We start from the raw sequence: 20,192 nt of genomic DNA, 5'->3' as shown, positions 1-20,192 counted from the left end.
GCACTCACTTTGCTGGTGTCTCGATGGCATCGGTTTCAAGAAACAGGATCGCCGAGGGCTGAAGAATGAGCGACCGCGATGGCAGCGGCGCAGAGCTGTTGTCGAACCATGCGGGATCGCACGCGGCCGCCTCGAAACTCTCCGCATCGAGTGTCGCGCCACGGCCGGTTTCGGCAAGGCGGACCTGACGCGGGGTGTCGGATGGGTTGGCAATCAGCAGCCGTGTTGCGGTTCTTGTGGCAAAGGCAATGACATGCACTCCTTCCGGCACGCCGAACACCCGGTAGCGCAGACCGCCCTCGGCGATGAAACTCAGGGCGTGAAAGATCGGATAGACACTTGCCTGGGGATGATCGTCATACCAGGGCCGGGCGACAGGGCCGGCTCGCGACAGGACGCCAAAAGGGCCAACAGGGGCTGCGAGCGCCATCGCCCCGACCTCGAAGCCTTCCGTCCGCGCCAGCGCCGCGACCGCCCAGGCAGCACCGAACAGGGCGCGGGCGCGCGGATCCCAGGTGGCCATTGTCAGGCGCAGTTGCTCGGGGTTCGGCGACACTGCCTTGCCATAGGGGTTGGAGCGCATCCCGATTGCGGTCAGGCCAAGCCGGTATCCATGCTCGCCGCCAATGGCGCGCGCGCTGCGAAAGATGTCGGGCAGGGTTTCCAGCGTCTGGACAACGCTCCAGTCATCGGCGGCGTGGACGGTGGCGGCATTGCCGTGGGTGATGAATTCCGCCAGCCCGGGATCGGGCGGGCAGCGGTTGAACTCGGTGAAATTGGTCAGCATGCCGCAGCCGGTCCGGGCATCGGGAAAGGCATGTTGCGCGGCCTCGCAAGCTTCTGAAGGTGTGAGGCCGTCTGGCCAGGGGGCGGTGGGCTGGTGGCTCATAAGATAGGCCGAGGGCAGGGCGGTGACGTGGCGGGGTGCGATGCCGGCCTTGAGGCAGGCCGAGACCACGCGGTCCAATTGCGGACCGGCGGGACGGTCGCCGTCCAGGATGATTTCGAGATCCAGCCATCCACCGGTGGCATCAAGTGCTCGGGCTGCGGCAGCGATATCGGCGTCCGCGGTTTCAGGGCCGGTGCGCAGCACCAGGCTCTTGAACCTGCCTTGCGCCAGAAGCCTGGTTTCGTCTGCGGAAGGAAGCCAGTCGGCCTGGGCCACAAGCAACAGCTCCGGGACGGGTTCGTCCATCGGCGGACCGAGCCTGATCGCCGGGGTCCCGGAATCCGTCGCAGCCGCAGCGGCGTCACCGGATATGCGCAGCCGAATTGTCTGGCGAACCGTGGCGCCGGCTTCGATCTCATAGGGAAAGGGCAAGGCAAGCGGGCGGGAATAGGTCTTGAAGGAGGCGTCCGACCAGTTGCGCTGATCCTCCATCTCGAACACGTCGTCTTCGAATTCGATCTTCAGACTGACACCATGAATGTCGAAACCGAGGCCGGCGATGTCAAAGATCGGCTGTCCCGGTGAAATCGCATCGGGCATCGTCCTGCGCTGCTGCTCGCCTGCCGGCGTTGTCACGGTCACCGGATTGGCGGTTACGCCCGAGAGCGGGTGCAGCACGGTGAAACCCGTGCGGTTGGTGATGAAGCTGCGCCGGGCCGTGGCCTCGCCGGTGGCGGTTACCGTGCCATCCTCATGCGCTTCGAAGATCACGCGGCAGGACAGCGCGCCATCGGCAACTTCAAAATGGCGCTCAAAGCGGAATCCGCCGGGCGTATCTTCGAGCGTTTCCGATGTGACATCCGGCTGAAGCGTCGCCCAGTTCTCGTCGCGGACAGGGAAATCGATCTGGCGGACCAGCTCGACCGGACCGAAGCTGATCTGCCGCAAGGCGCCGGCGTCGATGACAGCGGTGATGTGGCCGGCGGTGACGGACTGCCGGGCAGGGCGCGGCTGGGTGGTCCCGGTCTCGAAGATCTGGCGGTTGGTCGAATGCAAGCTGTCGGTCCTTTGTGATCGATCCGGTCGGGTGAGGCGCGGGCTTCCTCACCCCATGGTGACGCCATTGGCAAAAACATAGACAGCATAAAGCGATGTGGTGCCACAGATGAACAGCCGGTTGCGCTTGGCGCCGCCGAAGGTCAGATTGGCGACGATCTCCGGAATCCGGATGATGCCGATGCGGGTTCCGTCGGGATCGTAGCAATGCACGCCGTCAAAGGCGCTGGTCCAGATCCGGCCCTGGCGGTCGACGCGGAAACCGTCGAAGAAGCCGGAGGTGCAGGTTGCGAAGACCTCGCCCCCGCACAGAGATCCGTCCTGCTGCACCTCGAAACGTCTGATATGGGCAGGACCGCCGGGCTGATGGGTCGCGCCGGTGTCGGCGATGTAGAGAAGGCTTTCATCCGGCGAGAAGGCAAGACCATTGGGCTGGACGAAATCATCGGTGACCTGGCGCATCGACCCATCGGACGGGTCTATCCGGTAGACATGATTGCCGCCCAGTTCCGGTTCGCAGACATCGCCTTCATAGTCGGTGAGGATGCCGTAGCTCGGATCGGTGAACCAGATCGATCCATCCGAATGCACCACGACATCATTGGGCGAATTGAGCCTTTTGCCGGCAAAGCTGTCTGCAAGAACGGTGATTGAACCGTCATGCTCGGTGCGGGTGACGCGCCGCGTCAGGTGCTCGCAGCTGACAAGCCGGCCCTGGCGGTCGACGGTGTTGCCATTGGAATTGTTGGACGGCGCCCGGAACACCGAGGTCGAGCCGTCGGTCTCGTCCCAGCGCATCATCCGGTTGTTGGGAATGTCCGACCAGACCAGGTAGCGCCCGGCGGCGAACCAGGCCGGACCTTCGCACCACCGGGCCCCGGTCCAGAGTTTTTCGACATGAATATGCGGGGCAAACAACGCGGAAAAGCGCGGGTCGAAGGCCTCGAAACCGGCACCGTCCAGTAGATCAGACAAAGTCGTTCTCCAAAATTTCAAACAGATAGGGGGATTTTGAATGCATCTGCCAAACATCTGTTGCGTTGATGTGAAACTGGTATAACATGTTGCTGACATGACGTCCATCCGGGGAGGGATGCCCGTCATTCAACAATCTGGGAGGATTAAACTTGAAGAACCTAATCACTGCAACGCTGATTGCCGCTGCTGCCGCAACGTCAGCCCTCGTGGCCGTTCCCGCCATTGCTGCCGACAAGCCGACCGTCGCTCTGAGCAATGCGTTTTTGGGCAATGCCTGGCGACGTTCGATGATCACCGCATTTGAAGAAGCCGCGACCAAAGCCCAGGCCGATGGCCTGATCGCGTCATTCCAGGTATCCAACGCCCCGGGCGAGAACTCGGCGACGGAACAGATCGCGCAGCTCAAGGCGCTGCTGCTCGATCAGCCCGACATCCTGCTGGTCAATCCGGCCTCGCCCACCGCGCTCAATCCGACATTGCAGCAGGCCTGCGACATGGGGATCGTGGTCGCCGTCTTCGACAGTTCCACCGATCTCGAATGCGCCCATATCGTCACCAACAGCTTCGGCGACTGGGCGCGGTTGTCGACACAGGCCGTCATTGACGGCATTGGTGGCGCGGGCAATGTCATCATCGCCCGCGGCGTCCGGGGATCGCCTCCCGAAATCGAAATGTATGCCGTCCAGACCGAGCTGCTCAAGGCAAATCCCGATGTCAAAGTCGTCGGCGAGCTGTTCACTTTCTGCGACAGTGCCAAGGCGCAAGAAGCCCTGCTCGGCACCATCGCCAGCCTGCCCGAGGTCGACGGCGTGATCGGCTGCGGCGAGGGGCTGGGCGCCGTCCAGGCATTCCAGACGGCGGGACGCGACATCCCGGTGGTGGCATTCGCACCCAGCGGACGAGCGCTGAAATTCTGGGGCGAAGGCAATGGTGCGCCGGGCTCGGTCGCGGTCATGTCCGATCCGGGCCAGGGTGTTGCGGCGCTGTTTACCGCCATCAATATCCACAACGGGCAGGAAGTCCCGCGGACAACGATCTTCCCGCCGGTGGTGGTGAGCGACGAGGAGCGCGATCAGTGGATTGCCGCGGTTGGTGACGACGAGATCGCGTCCTGGCAGTGGACCCAGGAACTGGTCGACGCGCAACTGAAAGCCAATATCGACGGAACGGTGGCTGATGCAGCACTGCCTCCTGTTCCGGTCAGGTAATCAGCTTCGGTCTGCGCCGGTCCGACGGCGCAGACCTCTCTCGAAAAAGGTGTCATACCTGCCGTGCTGACAAAGACATTTCCAGTTTCCGATACTGCCGATCATGATCCTCTGGTTCAGGTCAGAGCTGCAGTCAAGACCTATGGACCCACAAAGGCTCTTGCCGGTGTCACGCTTGATGTGCGCGCCGGCGAAGTCTTCGGTGTTGTCGGCCATAACGGCGCCGGCAAGAGCACTCTCATGCGGGTGCTGAGCGGGCTTGATGCGGTCGATTCCGGATCGGTGCAGATAGGTGGTGCCGGCAGGCCGTCGGAAAGAGGGTTTCCCGGCGTCCGCATGGCCTATCAGGAAGGGTCTCTGGCCCATGAACTCACCGTCTACGAGAACATCTATCTCTCCAGCCGCAACTGGATCCCGGACAAAAGATGGCACAAGCCCGCTTCCGCGCGCGCCGCGGCGCGGCTTGACGAGATCTTTCCGGATCACACGATCAGCCCGTCCGATTATGTCGATGATCTCCCGCTTGCCGACCGGCAGATGGTCGAGATCGCGCGCGCGACGATTGCCGATGATCTGCGTCTGCTGATCCTTGACGAGCCGACAGAGTCACTGAGCGGCAGCGCCGTCGATCATCTGTATGCATATGTCCGCAAGTTGCGCGACAGCGGGCATGCCATCATTCTGGTTTCCCACCGGCTCAAGGAAATCCTGTCCGTGTGCGACCGGGTCGCGGTGATGAAGGATGGCGCCGTTGTCTCCACCCACCACGCCGCCAGCGTGACAGAACAGGATCTGTTTCTGGCCATGGGCGGCGAGGTGGCAATCCAGACGGCCGGCAGGGGGGCAACGAAAATTGCCGCAGACAGTTCGCGCCCGGTTGCGGTGAATGTGCCGATGCTGACGGTGGATGGCGCGGCAACGCAGATCGTGGCCCACAAGGGCGAGGTCATCGGACTGGCAGGCATTGCCGGCCAGGGGCAGGAACAGGTTCTTGACCGGTTGTGGCGCCGCAGCGGAGATGTCGAGGTCAGCCCGGCTCTGGCCTATGTTCCCGGTGACCGGCAGCGCTCCGGAATCCTTCCGATCTGGAACGTTGCCAGAAATTTGACGATCACGGCGCTGCCCGGCCTGAGCCGGACCGGGCTGCGGCAGGCGGACAAGGAGGATTCGCTCGTTGCCGAATGGGTCGACCGGCTGAAGATCCGCGGCGGTGCGAATGCCGCCATCGCCGGACTCTCCGGCGGCAATCAGCAAAAAGTTATCGTGGCGCGCGCCTTTGCGTCTGACGCTGACACGATCCTGCTGGATGATCCGTTTCGCGGCGTTGATGTCCATACCAAGGTCGAGCTCTACCAATTGATCAAGTCCGAAGCCCGCAAGGGGCGGACGATCATCTGGTATTCGAGCGAGAACTCGGAGATGCAGCATTGCGACCGGGCCTATGTGTTGCGCGCCGGGCGTATCGCGGGCGAGCTGCATGGCAGCGAGATTACCGATGAACGCATCATTTCTCTGTCCTTTGCCGAAGCCGGGGAGCCCCGCCCGTGAGTGTCGCTGTCCCCGTACAAGCCCGGTTCAACCCGCCAAAGGGCCTTGCCCGCCGGGTCCTGCCCGGTTTTCTCACTTTGATTGCAATGGTGCTGATCCTCGTGATCTGCGGCATGATCCAGCCGCGGATCTGGTCGCAGAACGGTCTCACGCTGATCATGTCGCCGATTGTGGCGCTGGCCATCGCCTCGATGGCGCAGATGGTGATGATGAGCATCGGCGATATCGATCTCGGCATCGGCTTCTTCGTCGGAATGGTCACCACCATCGTCGCCACGCTGCTGCGCGAAACCCCGCTGCTGGGTGTGCTGGCGCTGGCCGGCTCCGTGCTGGCCTATGCGCTTCTGGGCGCGCTGGTTCAGCTTCGCTCGGTGCCGTCGCTGATCGCCACCCTGGGGGCGTCCTTCATCTGGTTGGGGATGGGGCTGTTTGTCCTGCCGGTGCCGGGGGGCATGGCGCCGGACTGGCTGTTCAAATATGCGTTCTGGAAGCCGCCGCTGTCGATCCCGGCTCCGGTCATCACCATGCTCGCCGCCACGGCGCTGACCTGGTTCGTGACACGACGGACCGGGCTCGGGGTGCGTTTCCGCAGTCTGGGCAGCAACCCTGTTGCGCTGACCCGGTCCGGCGGCTCTCTCGTCGTCACGCGCATGCTGGCCTATGCCACCGTCGGCCTTCTCGGCGTGCTGGCAGGGATCACGCTGACGGCTGAAATCGGCGGCGGCGATGTCAATGCCGTGCCCGGCTATACGCTGACCACGGTGGCGGCCGTGATCCTGGGCGGCGGCATGTTCACCGGCGGCCGCGCTGTGGCCTGGGGCACACTCGCCGGCGCCGTCACGCTTGGCCTTCTGACCGTGCTGCTCACTTTGCTCAGCCTGTCGTCGAACATCCAGCCGGCGGTCCAGGGCTTCATCGTCATCGCCGTTCTGGCCGGACGTCTTGTGGTGGAGCGGATGACCCGATGAGCAAGCTGCGCCTCCAGTCGATCCCGCCCTGGACATGGTCTTTCCTGGCCGCCGTCATCGTGCTGGTGCTGACCTATATCGTGTCGGGCCGCGGCGGCACGCAGACGCTGACGCTGGCCTTTACCGTTGCGCCCTATCTCGTTCTTGTCGGCCTGGGGCAAATGCTGGTGATGAGTGCCGGGCCGGGCAATATCGATGTTTCGGTCGCCAAGGTGTTCTCGCTAGGCGGGCTGCTTTCCATTGCCGTGGGGGAGGTCACGGGGTCCTGGATCCTGGGCCTGGGGGCCGCCGTCGGGGCGGGACTCGCCATGGCGTCGATCAGCATCGTGGCGATTCTCTATGTGCGGATTCCGCCGATCGTCGCCACACTGGCCACAAGTCTCATCGCCTCGGCCATCTCGCTGACCCTGGCCAAGGGGTTTCAGGGCTCTGCCGATCCGCTGTTGAAGGCGTTCCTGAGCTGGGCGCCTTTGGGCATTCCGGCCTTCGCCATCGTGGTGCTGCTGCTGACGGTGGTCGTGTCGCTGTTCCTGAGATGGACGACATGGGGGTCGCAAATGCTCGCTGTCGGTCAGGCCCGGCGCGCGGCGGAATATGCGGGCGTGAATGCCAGAAAGATCATGGTCGTTGTCTATCTGACGTCGGGGGTTCTGGCGGCGCTGGCAGGCGCATTGCGGGCCTCGTTTTCGGCTCCGAATGTGGAACTGGGCAACGATTATCTGCTCGATTCGATTGCCGTGGTGGTGATCGGCGGCACCCTGATGACCGGCGGCCGCGCGGTTCCGGCAGGCGTGTGGGGCGGGGCGCTGTTCTTCATCCTGCTGGACGGCTTGCTGAACCTGATCGGATGGAGCTATGCGGGACAGAATGTGCTGAAGGGCTTTCTTGTGCTGGCGGTTCTGTTTCTTGCCAGCGGCGCGCCGATCCTGGGCCGGCGCATGCCGCCGCGCGAGGCGGATGATGAAAAGAATGAAGACATGGCAGAACCGGTGAGCAGACCCTTGACCTGACACGCCGCGGGCCGCCCAATTTGACGCCGCGCTTCGCAAGCAGGAGTGCAAAGGCAAAACATCGAAGATGGAGTAGTGGAGATGACGAAAATTGCGCTCTTTGGGGCCGGTGGCAAGATGGGGTTCCGGCTCGCGACGAACTTTCGCGGGTCACGATACACAATCGCTCACGTGGAAGTCAGCCAGCCAGGCTGCGAGCGCCTCAAGTCCGGGCTGGGCATTGACACGGTCTCCGCCGATGACGCGCTGGACGGTGCCGAGGCCGTCATTCTGGCTGTCCCAGATACCCATATCGGCAAGGTCATGGCCGGCATCGAAAGCAAGATCCGGGCGGGAACCATGGTGATTGCGCTGGATGCGGCGGCACCCTTTGCCGGACATCTGCCGGACCGGCCGGATCTGACCTATTTCGTCACCCATCCTTGCCATCCGCCGATTTTCAACGATGAAACGGACATGGAAGCCAAGCGCGACCATTTCGGCGGCGTCAAAGCAAAGCAGCACATCGTCAGTGCCTTGATGCAGGGGCCGGAGGAAGACTATGCAAAGGGCGAGGAGATCGCCAAAGTGATCTGGGCGCCGGTCATGCGGTCGCACCGGGTGACTGTCGAACATATGGCGCTGCTCGAGCCGGGCCTGTCCGAAACGGTCTGCGCGTCCCTGCTCGTGGTGATGAAACAGGCCGTCGATGAAGTGGTTGCGCGCGGCGTTGACGAGCAGACTGCGATGGACTTCCTGCTCGGTCACATGAATGTTCTGGGGGCGGTGATCTTCGGGCAAACCCCGGGGGTTTTCTCCGATGCCTGCAACAAGGCAATTGAAAATGGCATCCCGGTGCTGATGCGCGATGACTGGAAGCGGGTGTTCGAGCCTGACGAAATCGCCGCGAGCATTAAGCGGATCACATAACCGGGTCTTGATAAAACCGGCCGGATGCGGCGCGCTCGGGTGAAACCATGAGCGCGCCGCTATCGGCGGTCAGGCTCCGGCTGCCTTCACGTAAAGCGTGCGGGAGCGTTCCAGGTGCTTGATCATGGCCTTTTCGGCGCCGTCCACATCATGCACTGGCGATGCATTCGATGATCTCGTGGTGCTCGGTCAGGGTGTTGTTTTCCTTGCCGGTCCAGATCAGCATCTCGGTGTGGTATTCCTTGAGCCAGCCGAGCATCGCCTCGCTGAAGGCGATGTAGATCGGGTTGCCGGAGATGACGGCAATCTGGGTGTGCAGGCGCATGTCGATGCTGATGAAGGTCTCGGAATCACCGAGCGCCGCGCGCTGGGCGGCAAGGGTTTCGCGCAGCCGGGTGATGTCGTCTTCGGATGCCTTTTCCGCGGCCTCCCGAACCATGCCGCGCTCGAAGAAGATACGCGCGTTCTTGAGATGCTCGAGTGAATCTTTCGATGATGCCAGCATGAACTTGGCTGTCTCATCGACCTGCTTGATGATCGATTTGGCCGAAAGCTCGAGCACCTTGGCGCGTTCGCCATGCGAGATTGCCAGAAGCCCCATGCTGGCAAGCGCCTGCATCGCTTCCCGGATGGCCGGACGCCCGACCTGGAAACGCGCCATCAGCTCGCGTTCGGACGGCATCTCGTCACCCGGCTTGAGCTCGCCTTCGGTGATCAGGCGCTTCAATCTCTCGAGCACTTCGTCAGACAGCTTGCGCCGGACGATCGGCCCGGTATGATTCATTGCTTCCATGTTCTCCTCGGTCGCTGTCATCAGCGAATCATGACCTGAGCCCTCCGACCCTGACATCCGGCGAGCCGTGGACAAATAGCAATCTCTGATAAATGCAACAATTGATGATGAGTATACCAGACGGACCGGCAGATGGAAGTGCCGCAGTCTGGACCGGTGGCGTCGCCAGGGCCGTCCCATCCGGCCTGAGGCTCTAGGCGGTGGCCGCCTGGTAGCGGTCCGGCGTTGCAGCGACCAGTGCATCTGCGGCCATGCGCAATGCGTAGGCCAGCGCCTCGTCGGCCGGTGCCGGTCTTGCAAAGAAGAAACCCTGGATCTGATCACAGCCGAGTTCGCGCAGCACCGCAACCTCTTCCTGGGTTTCCGCGCCCTCGGCAATGGTGGTCATGCCCAGACCGCGGCCAAGCGCGATGATGCCGCGCAGCAATTCGGTCGAGCGTTGCGAGGTGTTGACGCCGTCGATGAAAATTCGGTCGATCTTCAGCTTGTCGAATGGAAGCTGGGTGAGATAACCCAGCGAAGAATAGCCGGTGCCGAAATCGTCGAGCGCCAGGGTCACGCCAAATTCCTTCAGGCTCTTGAGCACATTGCGCACGCGGGACTCGTTCTGGTCCATCAGCAGGCTCTCGGTCAGTTCCAGGCACAGCAGGTGAGGGGGCAGGTCGGATTCGGCGAGCACCTTGCCGACATCGCTGACCAGATCGGAATTCCATATCTGCGCTGCCGAGACATTAACGGCGATCGTGGGCGTGGGAACACCGGCATCGAGCCATTCCTTGGCCTGGAAGGCGGCCTGTCTGAGCACCCAGTAGCCCACGTCACAGATCAGATGGGAGCTTTCCGCAATCGGAATGAACAAGGCGGGCGGGATGTTTCCGCGGACAGGGTGGTTCCAGCGGATCAGCGCCTCGTATCCGATCACCCGTCCCGTCAAGATCTCGATCTGCGGCTGGTAGTGAACGGAAAGGCCCTGGTCATCGGCCAAGGCATTGCGGAGATCCGGGGACAGGGCGACCTTTTCCTGCACGGCCTCGTCCATGCTGGACTCGAAGATCCGGTAGCGGCCACGTCCCTCTTCCTTGGCGCGGTAGAGGGCGAGATCCGCGCTGCGCAGCAGTTCGTCCGAGGTTCTGCCATGATCGAGAAGCATGGCAATGCCGATGCTGGTGCCGACGGTGACTTCGATGCGGTCGAGCACGGTCATCCCGGAAATGACCGCGACGATTTCGGTGGCAATGCGTTCGCTCTCATCCCGGTCGGAGACGCCCTCGAGCAGCACTGCAAATTCGTCTCCGCCAAGCCGGGACACGAAATGGGCATTGCCCAGGGTGCGGGCGAGCAAATGCGCCACCTTGACCAGAAGCGCATCGCCAACCGCGTGGCCGAGCGTGTCATTGACGTCCTTGAACCGGTCGAGATCGAGCAGCAGCAATGCGCCGATTTCACCGGTCCGGGCGCAGCGCCCGAGAGCATCATCCACCCGCCTGTGGAACAGGGTCCTGTTGGCCAGCCCGGTCAGCGGGTCGTGGAACGCCAGCTTTTCCAGCTGCTCGGAGGCCAGCTTGCGGTCGGTGATGTCCTGGATGGTGCCGTACACGCCTATCTTGTCGCCATGCTTGTCGCTTCTGAGCTTGGTGGTGACAGCGAAATGCCCGTATTCCCCGTCGCCGCGCCGGACCCTGACGTCGATGCTTCTGACGACCCCATGCTTCACGACTTCGGACTGCAGCTCCAGCAACCGGCTCGCATCATCGTCGCCATAGAGCTCCATCACCCGGTCACGGGTCAGATCGAATGTGTCGGGATCATAGCCGAGCAGATTGAAGATCTCGTCTGCCCACCAAAGCGTATCCTCGCCAAAATTATAGGACCAGTCGCCGATGAGCCCCAGATGCTGGGCCTCGTTCAACTGCCCCGAACGCTGCTCGAGAATGTTCTTGGCAGCTTCGAGTTCGCCGACAGCCTGGTCAAGTCTGCGCAGTGGCAGCGCCCGGGCATAATAGGCCGCGATTCCGATCAGGGAGGACAGCAGGCTGAAGAAAAACAGCTCAAGTGCCAGTGCGGAAAGCGGGATCGACACCTCCAGACGGCCGATTTGCCGGTCGGCAACGACAAGCGGTGCATCACGGGTCAGTTGCAGCAAACCGGGAGATTCCCCGACCGTGAGCAACAGCTTTCCGTCATTGTTGAAGATGCGCTGCTCGGTCTTGGAGGACTGATCTACATGCAGTTCGACGATTTCGGTAATCCGGACAAGCTGGTACTGCCACAGATCTTCATGCGCATAGATATATTTCGAGACCCTGGCAGACTGCAGGTCAGCGACGAAGGTGATCTCGTTGGCAAGGTAGCGGTAGGAAACCAGCCCGTAGGACAATGGCGGAAGCAGCGCGATCACGATGCCGATGGCAAGCGCGATGCGTAGCCGCATTGCTGTGTTCAATGTCGTGGTCACCGGGTTGCCGGGAGACTGCCTGCCTCATGCAGCAGGCTCTGACCTTCGCTTGACCCGATAAAGGCCAGAAAGCGTTGCACCAGCGGTGACGGCTCTTCGGGATAGACAAAGCGGAAGGGCTTGAAATAGGGGTATGTACCGCTTTCCAGATTTACGAGCGTCGGTTCAACGCCGTCGATTGTCAGGAACCGCAGATCCGGCTGGTGCCCCTCGGTCACCATTTGCGCCAGGCCTGTGCCCACAAGCGAGCCGTCGATGGTTTTCGCCAGTTCCAGATTGTCCTGGTCGGTTGCGGCCACGGGGACATCGATGCGTGTCCGGACCTCGTCGATGGCAGCGGCCATTCCTGGAAATGTCTGGCCCAGCAAGGCGGTGTCGCTCTCGCTCTTGGGCCGGAGAATGACCTTGACCGGCGTTCCGTCGGGCCAGGTTGCACTCGTCGAAGCGTAAAAGGCGGCAACATCATTTTTGGCGATATCACCCGGATTCGGATTGGAGCTGACAAGACCGTAAGGGGTGATCACGGCAACAGTTTCGGTCATTCCGGTCTCTTCCGGCTTCAGGGGGCGCGCGGACACGGCAATGTCGAGAGCACCGTCCCGGGTTGCCGCAATTCCGCCCGAGCTGCCGAGCCCCTGAATGACCTCGACCGTTGTTTCGGGCTCCCGGGCGGTGAACGCCGTGCCGAGCCGTTCCATCAGGACCGTGGCTGCGCCGGTGCCGCCGATGCGCAGCGTCTGATCTGCCGAAGCGGGGACAGATGATGCAAGCACAGTCAATGCGGCCATCAGGCCATAACTTGAAAATTTGAAATAAGAACTGGTCATAATGGCTCCTGGGTCCGGCAGAGCGAAATGTATGGGGCTTTACACCTGAAAACTTGGTAAAGGGTCCGGGGCTTAAAAATAATGGAGTATATATGAGGTTCGGGCCGGTTCCAGCGTGAGACGTTCACTCAATTTTTCTGGTTGAGCGCGGCGGCGGACTGCTTCACGACCTCCGATATTTCCGTCAGCTGTTTGGCCAGCGGACTGGTCTTGCGCCATATCATGCCTATGGTCCGGGACGGTTGCGGTGCGCTGAAGCGGGCGATCGAGACCGGCGCCGAGCGGGTTTCGACGGCAATCGCCATTTCCGGGATCAGGGTAACGCCCATTCCCGAACCCACCATCTGCACCAGTGTGGCGAGCGAGCTGGCATCGAGGATTTCCCGGGGCCGGGAAGACTGGATATTGCAGAACGACAAGGCCTGATTGCGGAAACAATGGCCTTCTTCGAGCAGAAGCAGTTTCATTTCGCGCAGGGCTTCGCGATTGGGCACCGGTTTGCCGTCATCCCTGTCCGGGCGGACGAGAACGAAATTTTCTTCAAACAATGTGACTTCGGTCATCGACGGCTCAGAGATCGGCAACGCGACGATCGCGGCATCAAGTCGGCCCTCGATCAGTTCATCAAGCAGTTGCGGGGTGAGCGTTTCGCGGATCTGCAGGTCGATCCCGGCGTTGAGCCGGGACATGTCGCCGATTATGGCAGGAAGCAGATAGGGGGCAATTGTCGGGATGATGCCGATGCGAAGCCGCCCGACCAGGCGGTCCCGCGATGCCAGCGCCAGTTCGCCCAGCTCGTCGACCGAGCGCAGGATGAGGCGGACCCGCAAAGCGAATTCCTCTCCGAAACTGGTCAGCCGGGCCTTGCGCGCGCCGCGTTCAAACAGCTTGGTGCCGAGAGAATCCTCGAGCTCCCTGATCTGCACGGACAAGGCCGGCTGGGAGATCGCGCAGGCATTGGCGGCACGTCCGAAATGGCTGTGCTGGGCAAGCGCCTCGAAATAGCGGAGTTGCTTCAGGGTCAGGTTTCTCATAGTTTTAAATTATCATTACGATCACATAATTCAACTTAAGTTAATGAATGGATTTTGCTATACATCAGTTCGACCCGCTGCAGAGGTGATGGATTTCATCCGCAATTGATTTCGACGGCCCTCGTGTACATGCCTCGTGGTGTCACGTTGCAGTGACTGCAACCGGCCCGGCCTGTTGAGCCGACAATTGCCAGCTTCAGGAATTTCCGGGTTCATCGAGAGGTGAGCCTGATCAAACCAGATATGATTGGAGAACATAATGAATATCGATGCGAAAGCCGGCAAATGCCCCGTGGTACATGGCGCCACCAACAATTCCATCCGCTCGAACCGCGACTGGTGGCCCAATCAGCTCAACGTCGCGATGCTGCATCAGAATTCGCCTGCAGCCAGCCCGATGGATGCGGATTTCAACTATATCGAAGAGTTCAAGAAGCTCGATCTCGAGGCGGTCAAGCAGGACCTTCGCGCGCTGATGACCGATTCGAAGGACTGGTGGCCGGCCGATTTCGGGCATTACGGCCCGTTTTTCATCCGCATGGCCTGGCACAGTGCCGGCACCTACCGCACGGCTGACGGCCGCGGCGGCTCGACCTCGGGCGCGCAGCGCTTCGCGCCGCTCAACAGCTGGCCGGACAATGTCAATCTCGACAAGGCCCGCCGCCTGATCTGGCCGATCAAGCAGAAATACGGCAACAGGATTTCCTGGGCTGACCTGATGATCCTGACCGGCAATGTCGCGCTCGAATCGATGGGTTTCAAGACCTTCGGTTATGCCGGCGGACGCAGGGATGTGTGGGAGCCGGAAGAGGACATCTACTGGGGCTCGGAAGACACCTGGCTCGACGACAAGACCCGCTACGATCCCGAACGCCCCGAGCGCGAGCTGGAAAACCCGCTGGCGGCGGTGCAGATGGGCCTGATCTATGTGAACCCGGAAGGTCCGGGCGGCAAGCCGGATCCACTGGCCTCGGCCCGCGACATCCGAGACACATTCGGCCGCATGGCCATGAATGACGAGGAAACCGTTGCCCTGATCGCCGGTGGCCACACCTTCGGCAAGACCCACGGCGCCGGTGATGCCGGGCTCGTCGGGGCTGATCCGGAAGCTGCAGGCATTGCCGAGCAGGGCCTGGGCTGGACCAGCAAGCACGGAACCGGCTTTGGCGCCGACGCCATCGGCAGCGGTCTGGAAGTGACCTGGACCCAGACCCCGACGCAGTGGAGCAATCACTTCTTCGACAATCTGTTCGGCTTCGAATGGGAGCTGACCAAGAGCCCTGCCGGCGCATGGCAGTGGCAGCCGAAGGACGGTGCCGGCGCGGGCACGGTTCCCGCCGCGCATGATCCGGACAAGCGCATTGCTCCGTCAATGCTGACATCCGACCTGGCACTTCGTTTCGACCCGATCTACGCGCCGATCTCCAAGCGCTTTCACGAAAACCCGGAAGAATTCGCAGATGCGTTTGCACGGGCCTGGTTCAAGCTTACCCATCGCGACATGGGTCCCAAGACCTGCTATTTCGGCCCCGAAGTTCCGGCAGAGGACCTGCTGTGGCAGGATCCGATTCCGGCTGTCGATCACCCGTTGGTCAATGCCCAGGACATCGCGGCGCTCAAGGTCAAGATCGCCGAGACCGGACTGTCCGTGGCCGAACTGGTCTCGACGGCCTGGGCTGCGGCGTCAAGCTTCCGCGGTTCGGACAAGCGCGGCGGCGCCAATGGCGCGCGCGTCCGGCTCGACCCGGCCCGGAACTGGAAGGTCAACGAGCCTGAAAAGCTGGCCAAGGCGCTGTCCGTGCTGGAAGCCGTGCAGACAGCCTTCAACGAGGCCCAGACCGACGGCAAGAAGGTCTCCATGGCCGACCTCATCGTGCTGGCCGGGTCGGTCGGCATCGAACAGGCCGCCGGGGCCGCCGGCCGGAGCATCGAGGTTCCGTTCACGCCGGGCCGCATGGACGCAACGCAGGAGCAGACCGATGTCGAATCCTATGATGTGCTCGAACCGGCTGCAGACGGTTTCCGCAACTTCCTCAAGGCCCGGTACACGTCGTCGGCTGAAGAACTGCTGATCGACAAGGCGCAGCTGCTGACGCTGACTGCGCCGGAAATGACGGTTCTGCTTGGCGGCATGCGTGTGCTCGGCGCCAATTACGAGGGATCGAAGAATGGCGTCTTCACAGATCGCCCCGGCACGCTCACCAATGACTTCTTTGTCAATCTGCTGAGCATGGACACCAAGTGGGAAGGTCTCGACGAGGACGAGGAAGAGTTCGAAGGCCGCGACCGCGTCACCGGCGAACCGAAATGGACCGCTACCCGGGTTGACCTGGTGTTCGGCTCCAACTCGCAGCTGCGGGCGATTGCCGAGGTCTATGCGCAGGACGATGCCAAGGACAAGTTCGCCAGGGACTTCGTGGCCGCCTGGACCAAGGTGATGAACGCCGATCGCTTCGACATCGCCTGATCAAGGCGCTGACAAAATTCCGGGCGCGGACGGGTTTGCCGTCCGCGCCCGAGCTGTTTCTGACGACCTGGCAACCGTTGATCTGCGCTTCGTATGGCCGGTGTCCTATCCGCCGGCACTGTCGGCGGCGACGGCCTCGTGCAGATTGCGCAACAGGTCGGGATCGGCGGACTGGATCCGGCTCCAGTTCGGAATGAACGGCGTTTCCATCGGGTTTTCCAGGAAGATCTGTCCGGCGGTGACGATATTGGCCGCGAACAGCTCCACCGCTTCCTCTTCCTGGTTCCGGTCGGTGTGCAGGCCGTTCATCACCGCATCATTGTGATACATCTCGATCAGATCCAGCGCGGTCCGGTAGTAGGTGGCCTTGATAGTCCGGAAGGTCTCTTGCGAAAACACCACCCCGTCGGTGGCAAGCTTGCGAAACAGGGCTTTCGAAATGTCGATGGACATGCGCGACAGGCCCTGGGAGGCATCGGCCTTGGACAGTTCCTGATGCTTGTGGTCATAGGCGTCGGAGATGTCCACCTGGCACACCGAGCGGTTGGACAGATTGCGCCAGACCTCCGACAGCACGCCGATCTCCAGGCCCCAGTCCGACGGAATCCGCATGTCGGGCAGGATGCTGACCCGCATGGCGAATTCGCCGGCGAGCGGATAGCGGAAGCCCTTGAGATACTCGATATAGTCGAGATGACCGCAGACCTTCTGGATCGACAGCAGCAGCGGCGAGACAAGCAACCGCGAGACGCGGCCATTGAGCTTTCCGTCGGCGATGCGGGGATAGTAGCCCTTGCAGAACTGGTAGGGGAAGGCCGGATTGGTCACCGGGTAGACCAGCCGGGCCAGCATTTCGCGGGAATAGGTGGTGATGTCGCAATCATGCAGCGCCACCACATCGGAGTTCTGCGAAGCCAGCGCGTAGCCGATGCAGTACCAGACATTGCGGCCCTTGCCGGGCTCGCTGGGCGCCAGGCCGGCGGCTTCGAGCTGGTTGTGGATGGCCTTGAGCCGCGGTCCGTCATTCCACAGGATGTCGTGTTTCTGCGGCAGGCGGGAGAAATACTCGCGGGCAAAGCGGTATTGTTCCTCGGTCGCCTGATCAAGGCCGATGATGACATGGTTGATATAGGTCGCGCCGCTGAGCTCATCGAGGATCCGGGACAGCGCATCGCGGCCCAGTTCGGCAAACAGGGATGGCAGGATCAGGGTGATCTTGCGGGTGGCGGAGAACTGCCGAAGCTGGCTTTCCATCATCTCGAGCGGCATATGGGTGAGATTGTGGAGGGTGGCCACGCTGCCATTCTGGTGAAAATCGGCCATGGAATCTCCTGCTATTTCGCCGCCGTGTGCACGAGCGACATGATGGTTTCGTTCCAGCCCCGGGGGCCTGGCTGCGCTGCCCGGATGATGTGACCGCTGTCTTCGCGGGCAAGCCTCGGGATGCCGGCATGCCCCGGATTGGGGATGATCACGCCCAGATCGGCCTGTTCGATCATTGCCACATCATTTCCGGCATCGCCAAGCGCCACGGTGAAGGCCCGATGGCCTGTCTCTAGGGCATGCCGTCGGGCAATCTCGATCATGCGCTGTGCCTTGTTGGCGCCGAATGACAGGGTCATGAAGCGCCCGCCCTGCAGGACGGAGAGGCCCTTCTTGGTGAGCATGGCAACAAATTCTTCGCGGGAGTTGTCGGTGCCAAGCCAGAGACCGGGTTCGGAAAACCGGCGTTGCTTGGCCAGGGCGGCCTGCTCGAGGCTCAGGCCGGTCCGTCGTGAGACCTCTTCCACGCTCCAGTCGGAAAAACCCTGATACTGGCTGCGCAATGCCGGCGGCAGCGCGTCAAGCGTCTCGCGGATGGACTGATACATGTCGCCGGACTGCGTGGCGTTTTCATCGCCTTCCAGGATGCCGGAGCCGTTTTCGACAATCGCCGGGCAATGGGCAAAGCCCAGCTCCCGGCGCAAGGGGATGATTTCCGCCGCGGTCTTGCTGGAAGCCAGCACCAGCGGAATCTGCAGCTCGCGCAGCCGGGCCAGAGCCGGAAGCGCCTCGGTGTAGGCATAGGTTTGATGGTCGAGCAGCGTGCCGTCGAGATCGGTGAAGATGATCAGACCGGAGATGTCGGGGATGGTCACGGTGCCACCGGTCAATTGGTGATCCAGCGGCATTGATAGGGGGCAAATTCGATTTCACCGGTCATTCCAGCGATGTCTTCGCCCGATATCAGATCGGTCCATGTCTCGCCGCCGATCAGGTTGAGCGCCATGACCGGGATCGCAACCGTGTCGCTGGTAAGATTGTGGACGGCGAAGATGCTTTGCGCCCGGTCCATGCTTTGGCGCCAGAAACCGAAAAACTGGTCGCCCAGCTGCAGGGTGAACTGGGTGGCATTGGGATGAAACGCCGGCTGTTTCGAGCGTTTCTTCAACACGCCGGTCAGCGCCGTGAAAACCCGCGCGTGATGGCTTGCGGGGTCGTCCAGTTGTTCGAGCAGGTCCGGATAATGCCAGCGGTGCCGGTTGATTGCCCGGTTGTGCCCCGATTTTTCCACGCCCTCATGGTCGTTCTGCGTTGCAAGCAGGGAATGGATATAGAATCCGGGAATGCCCTCCAGGCCCATGGCGATGATCTGGCTGCACAGGAATCGCTCGACGTTCCATTCATCCTCGCCTTCGATTGTGCCCTTCAAGGCGTCGAACAGCGCGATGTTGATTTCGTAGGGCCGGGTGCCGCCATCGGGCATTTTGCGCATCGACAGCAGACCGCCGAATTGCTGCACAGTTTCGATCACGCGGGCGATGTCTTCCTCGTCCAGAAGCCCCTCGGCGGGACGCATGCCGATGCCGTCATGCGAGGCGGTGAAATTGAAATAGGTGCAGCCGAGCTGAGCCGGCGGCATGGTCATCTGCCAGGCGTTGAGGTGTTTCGAGGTTCCGTGCAGCAAGGCGTGCAGCAACAGCGGCGGCAGCGAGAAATTGTAGATCATGTGAGCTTCGTTCCGATTGCCGAAATAGCTCAGATTTTCCGTGTTGGGGACATTGGTCTCGGTCAGCAGAACCAGGGGTTCGCCGGTATAGTCAGCCAGCAGCCGGATCAGCCGGACGATCTCATGTGTCTGCCGCAAATGGATGGACGGGCTGCCGACTTCCTTCCAAAGGAACGCGACCGCATCCAGCCGCAGGGTACGGACGCCCTTCGAAATGTGAAAGCGGAGGATGCGCAGGAATTCGAACAGCACCTCCGGATTGGAAAAGTCGAAATCAACCTGGTCATGGCTGAACGTGCACCAGACATGCCTGGTGCCGCTGGCGGTCTCGACCTGGCGGAGCAGCGAATGGGCGCGCGGCCGGACCACCATGGAGAGATCATCATCCGGCGAGGCTTCAAAGAAGAACTTGTCGTAAGGGGCGTGGCCGAGAAGATATTCGCTGAAATAGCTGCTCAGGCTGGAGCAGTGATTGATCACCAGATCGGACATCAGCCGGAACTCGCCGGCGATACGGCCGATGTCCTCCCAGGCGCCAAGCCCGCTGTCGACCGCGTAGTAATCGGTGATCGCAAAGCCGTCATCGGAGGTGTAGGGGAAGAACGGCAGGATGTGCACACCGGTGGTGACGCCCTTGAGCCGGTTGTCCAGAAAATCAAACAGCAGGTCCAGTGGCTTGTGCTCGCCATTGACGAAGCTGTTGCCATAGGTGATCACATAACTGTCTTTTTCGTTCCACAGTGAATTGCCGGGGACACGGCCACGGCGCTTGGGCTGCTCGCCCTCGGGCCAGAACGCGTTCAGGGTCTGGTCCAGCAAGGCTTGCTGATCATGCCCGGGATAGATCGAGGAGAGCAGCATCTGCAGCCCCTCGCGCAATCTCCTGGGAAAGCGTTTTGGATCCGCAGCCATGGTCACTTGTGGAATTGCATAAAAATTCGCCATGATCAAATTTTTAGCACCATTTGCTTTCAAGGCAAGATGGCCGACGGATATTTCTGATCCGGGGCAGGCAGGCGGTTCCCGTCAGGCCGGCACAGCGCACGTCCAGCAGCGCAGCG

14 protein-coding genes and 1 pseudogene are annotated in these 20,192 nt (G+C 61.7%); 6 read left to right on the top strand and 9 right to left on the bottom strand.

Going from position 1 to position 20,192, the window contains the following annotated elements:
- Positions 1 to 4: 4 nt before the first annotated feature.
- Complete coding sequence (locus OEG82_RS22365; protein ID WP_267614556.1) at positions 5 to 1,945, bottom strand: D-apionate lactonase family protein; 1,941 nt, start codon at positions 1,943 to 1,945, stop codon at positions 5 to 7.
- A gap of 48 nt (positions 1,946 to 1,993) precedes the next feature.
- A complete protein-coding gene (locus OEG82_RS22360; protein WP_267614555.1) occupies positions 1,994 to 2,920 on the bottom strand; it encodes an SMP-30/gluconolactonase/LRE family protein in 927 nt (308 codons plus the stop codon).
- A 152-nt stretch (positions 2,921 to 3,072) separates the two neighbouring features.
- Here OEG82_RS22360 and OEG82_RS22355 point away from each other — a divergent pair, with 152 nt between their 5' ends.
- The 5 genes from OEG82_RS22355 (at position 3,073) to OEG82_RS22335 (ending at position 8,566) form a co-directional block, all read left to right on the top strand.
- A complete protein-coding gene (locus OEG82_RS22355) occupies positions 3,073 to 4,131 on the top strand; it encodes an ABC transporter substrate-binding protein (RefSeq protein ID WP_267614554.1) in 1,059 nt (352 codons plus the stop codon).
- Positions 4,132 to 4,194: 63 nt separating this feature from the next.
- On the top strand, positions 4,195 to 5,679 hold the full coding sequence (locus OEG82_RS22350; RefSeq protein ID WP_267614553.1) for a sugar ABC transporter ATP-binding protein: 1,485 nt from the start codon (positions 4,195 to 4,197) through the stop codon (positions 5,677 to 5,679).
- On the top strand, positions 5,676 to 6,647 hold the full coding sequence (locus tag OEG82_RS22345; RefSeq protein WP_267614552.1) for an ABC transporter permease: 972 nt from the start codon (positions 5,676 to 5,678) through the stop codon (positions 6,645 to 6,647). The genes OEG82_RS22350 and OEG82_RS22345 overlap by 4 nt, the downstream gene beginning before the upstream one ends.
- Positions 6,644 to 7,657, top strand: coding sequence for an ABC transporter permease (locus OEG82_RS22340; protein WP_267614551.1), 1,014 nt, complete (start codon positions 6,644 to 6,646; stop codon positions 7,655 to 7,657). The genes OEG82_RS22345 and OEG82_RS22340 overlap by 4 nt, the downstream gene beginning before the upstream one ends.
- Positions 7,658 to 7,738: 81 nt before the next feature.
- Positions 7,739 to 8,566 (top strand): phosphogluconate dehydrogenase C-terminal domain-containing protein, encoded by an 828-nt coding sequence (locus OEG82_RS22335; RefSeq protein ID WP_267614550.1) that lies wholly within the window; start codon positions 7,739 to 7,741, stop codon positions 8,564 to 8,566.
- A gap of 69 nt (positions 8,567 to 8,635) precedes the next feature.
- Here the strand turns inward: OEG82_RS22335 and OEG82_RS22330 are convergent.
- The 4 genes and pseudogenes from OEG82_RS22330 to OEG82_RS22315 all read right to left on the bottom strand — a co-directional run bounded on the left by OEG82_RS22330 (position 8,636) and on the right by OEG82_RS22315 (position 13,675).
- A pseudogene (locus OEG82_RS22330) lies at positions 8,636 to 9,350 on the bottom strand (transcriptional regulator NanR).
- Positions 9,351 to 9,552: 202 nt separating this feature from the next.
- Positions 9,553 to 11,790, bottom strand: coding sequence for a putative bifunctional diguanylate cyclase/phosphodiesterase (locus tag OEG82_RS22325; RefSeq protein ID WP_267614549.1), 2,238 nt, complete (start codon positions 11,788 to 11,790; stop codon positions 9,553 to 9,555).
- Between the two features lie 20 nt (positions 11,791 to 11,810).
- Positions 11,811 to 12,641, bottom strand: a complete 831-nt coding sequence (locus tag OEG82_RS22320) for a substrate-binding domain-containing protein (protein WP_267614548.1) — start codon at positions 12,639 to 12,641, stop codon at positions 11,811 to 11,813.
- Positions 12,642 to 12,769: 128 nt separating this feature from the next.
- A complete protein-coding gene (locus OEG82_RS22315) occupies positions 12,770 to 13,675 on the bottom strand; it encodes a hydrogen peroxide-inducible genes activator (protein WP_267614547.1) in 906 nt (301 codons plus the stop codon).
- Between the two features lie 259 nt (positions 13,676 to 13,934).
- Here OEG82_RS22315 and katG point away from each other — a divergent pair, with 259 nt between their 5' ends.
- Positions 13,935 to 16,142 (top strand): catalase/peroxidase HPI, encoded by a 2,208-nt coding sequence (katG, locus tag OEG82_RS22310; RefSeq protein WP_267614545.1) that lies wholly within the window; start codon positions 13,935 to 13,937, stop codon positions 16,140 to 16,142.
- 105 nt (positions 16,143 to 16,247) lie between these two features.
- Here the strand turns inward: katG and OEG82_RS22305 are convergent, their stop codons facing one another.
- From OEG82_RS22305 to OEG82_RS22295, 3 genes are read right to left on the bottom strand one after another with little or no spacing between them, the layout of a single operon-like run.
- Entirely contained in the window at positions 16,248 to 17,465 is a 1,218-nt protein-coding gene (locus tag OEG82_RS22305) for a glycosyltransferase family protein (RefSeq protein WP_267614544.1), read from the bottom strand.
- An 11-nt stretch (positions 17,466 to 17,476) separates the two neighbouring features.
- Positions 17,477 to 18,295 carry an HAD-IIB family hydrolase gene (locus tag OEG82_RS22300; protein ID WP_267614543.1) on the bottom strand — a complete coding sequence of 273 codons (819 nt, stop codon included), beginning with the start codon at positions 18,293 to 18,295 and terminating at the stop codon, positions 17,477 to 17,479.
- Positions 18,292 to 20,076 (bottom strand): sugar phosphorylase, encoded by a 1,785-nt coding sequence (locus OEG82_RS22295; protein WP_267614542.1) that lies wholly within the window; start codon positions 20,074 to 20,076, stop codon positions 18,292 to 18,294. Before OEG82_RS22295 ends, OEG82_RS22300 begins: the two co-directional genes overlap by 4 nt.
- Positions 20,077 to 20,192 lie beyond the last annotated feature (116 nt).

Origin of the sequence: Hoeflea ulvae (genome assembly GCF_026619435.1) — a bacterium.
GTDB classification, from domain to species: domain Bacteria; phylum Pseudomonadota; class Alphaproteobacteria; order Rhizobiales; family Rhizobiaceae; genus Hoeflea; species Hoeflea ulvae.
This window is presented reverse-complemented; position numbering and strand designations above follow the sequence as displayed.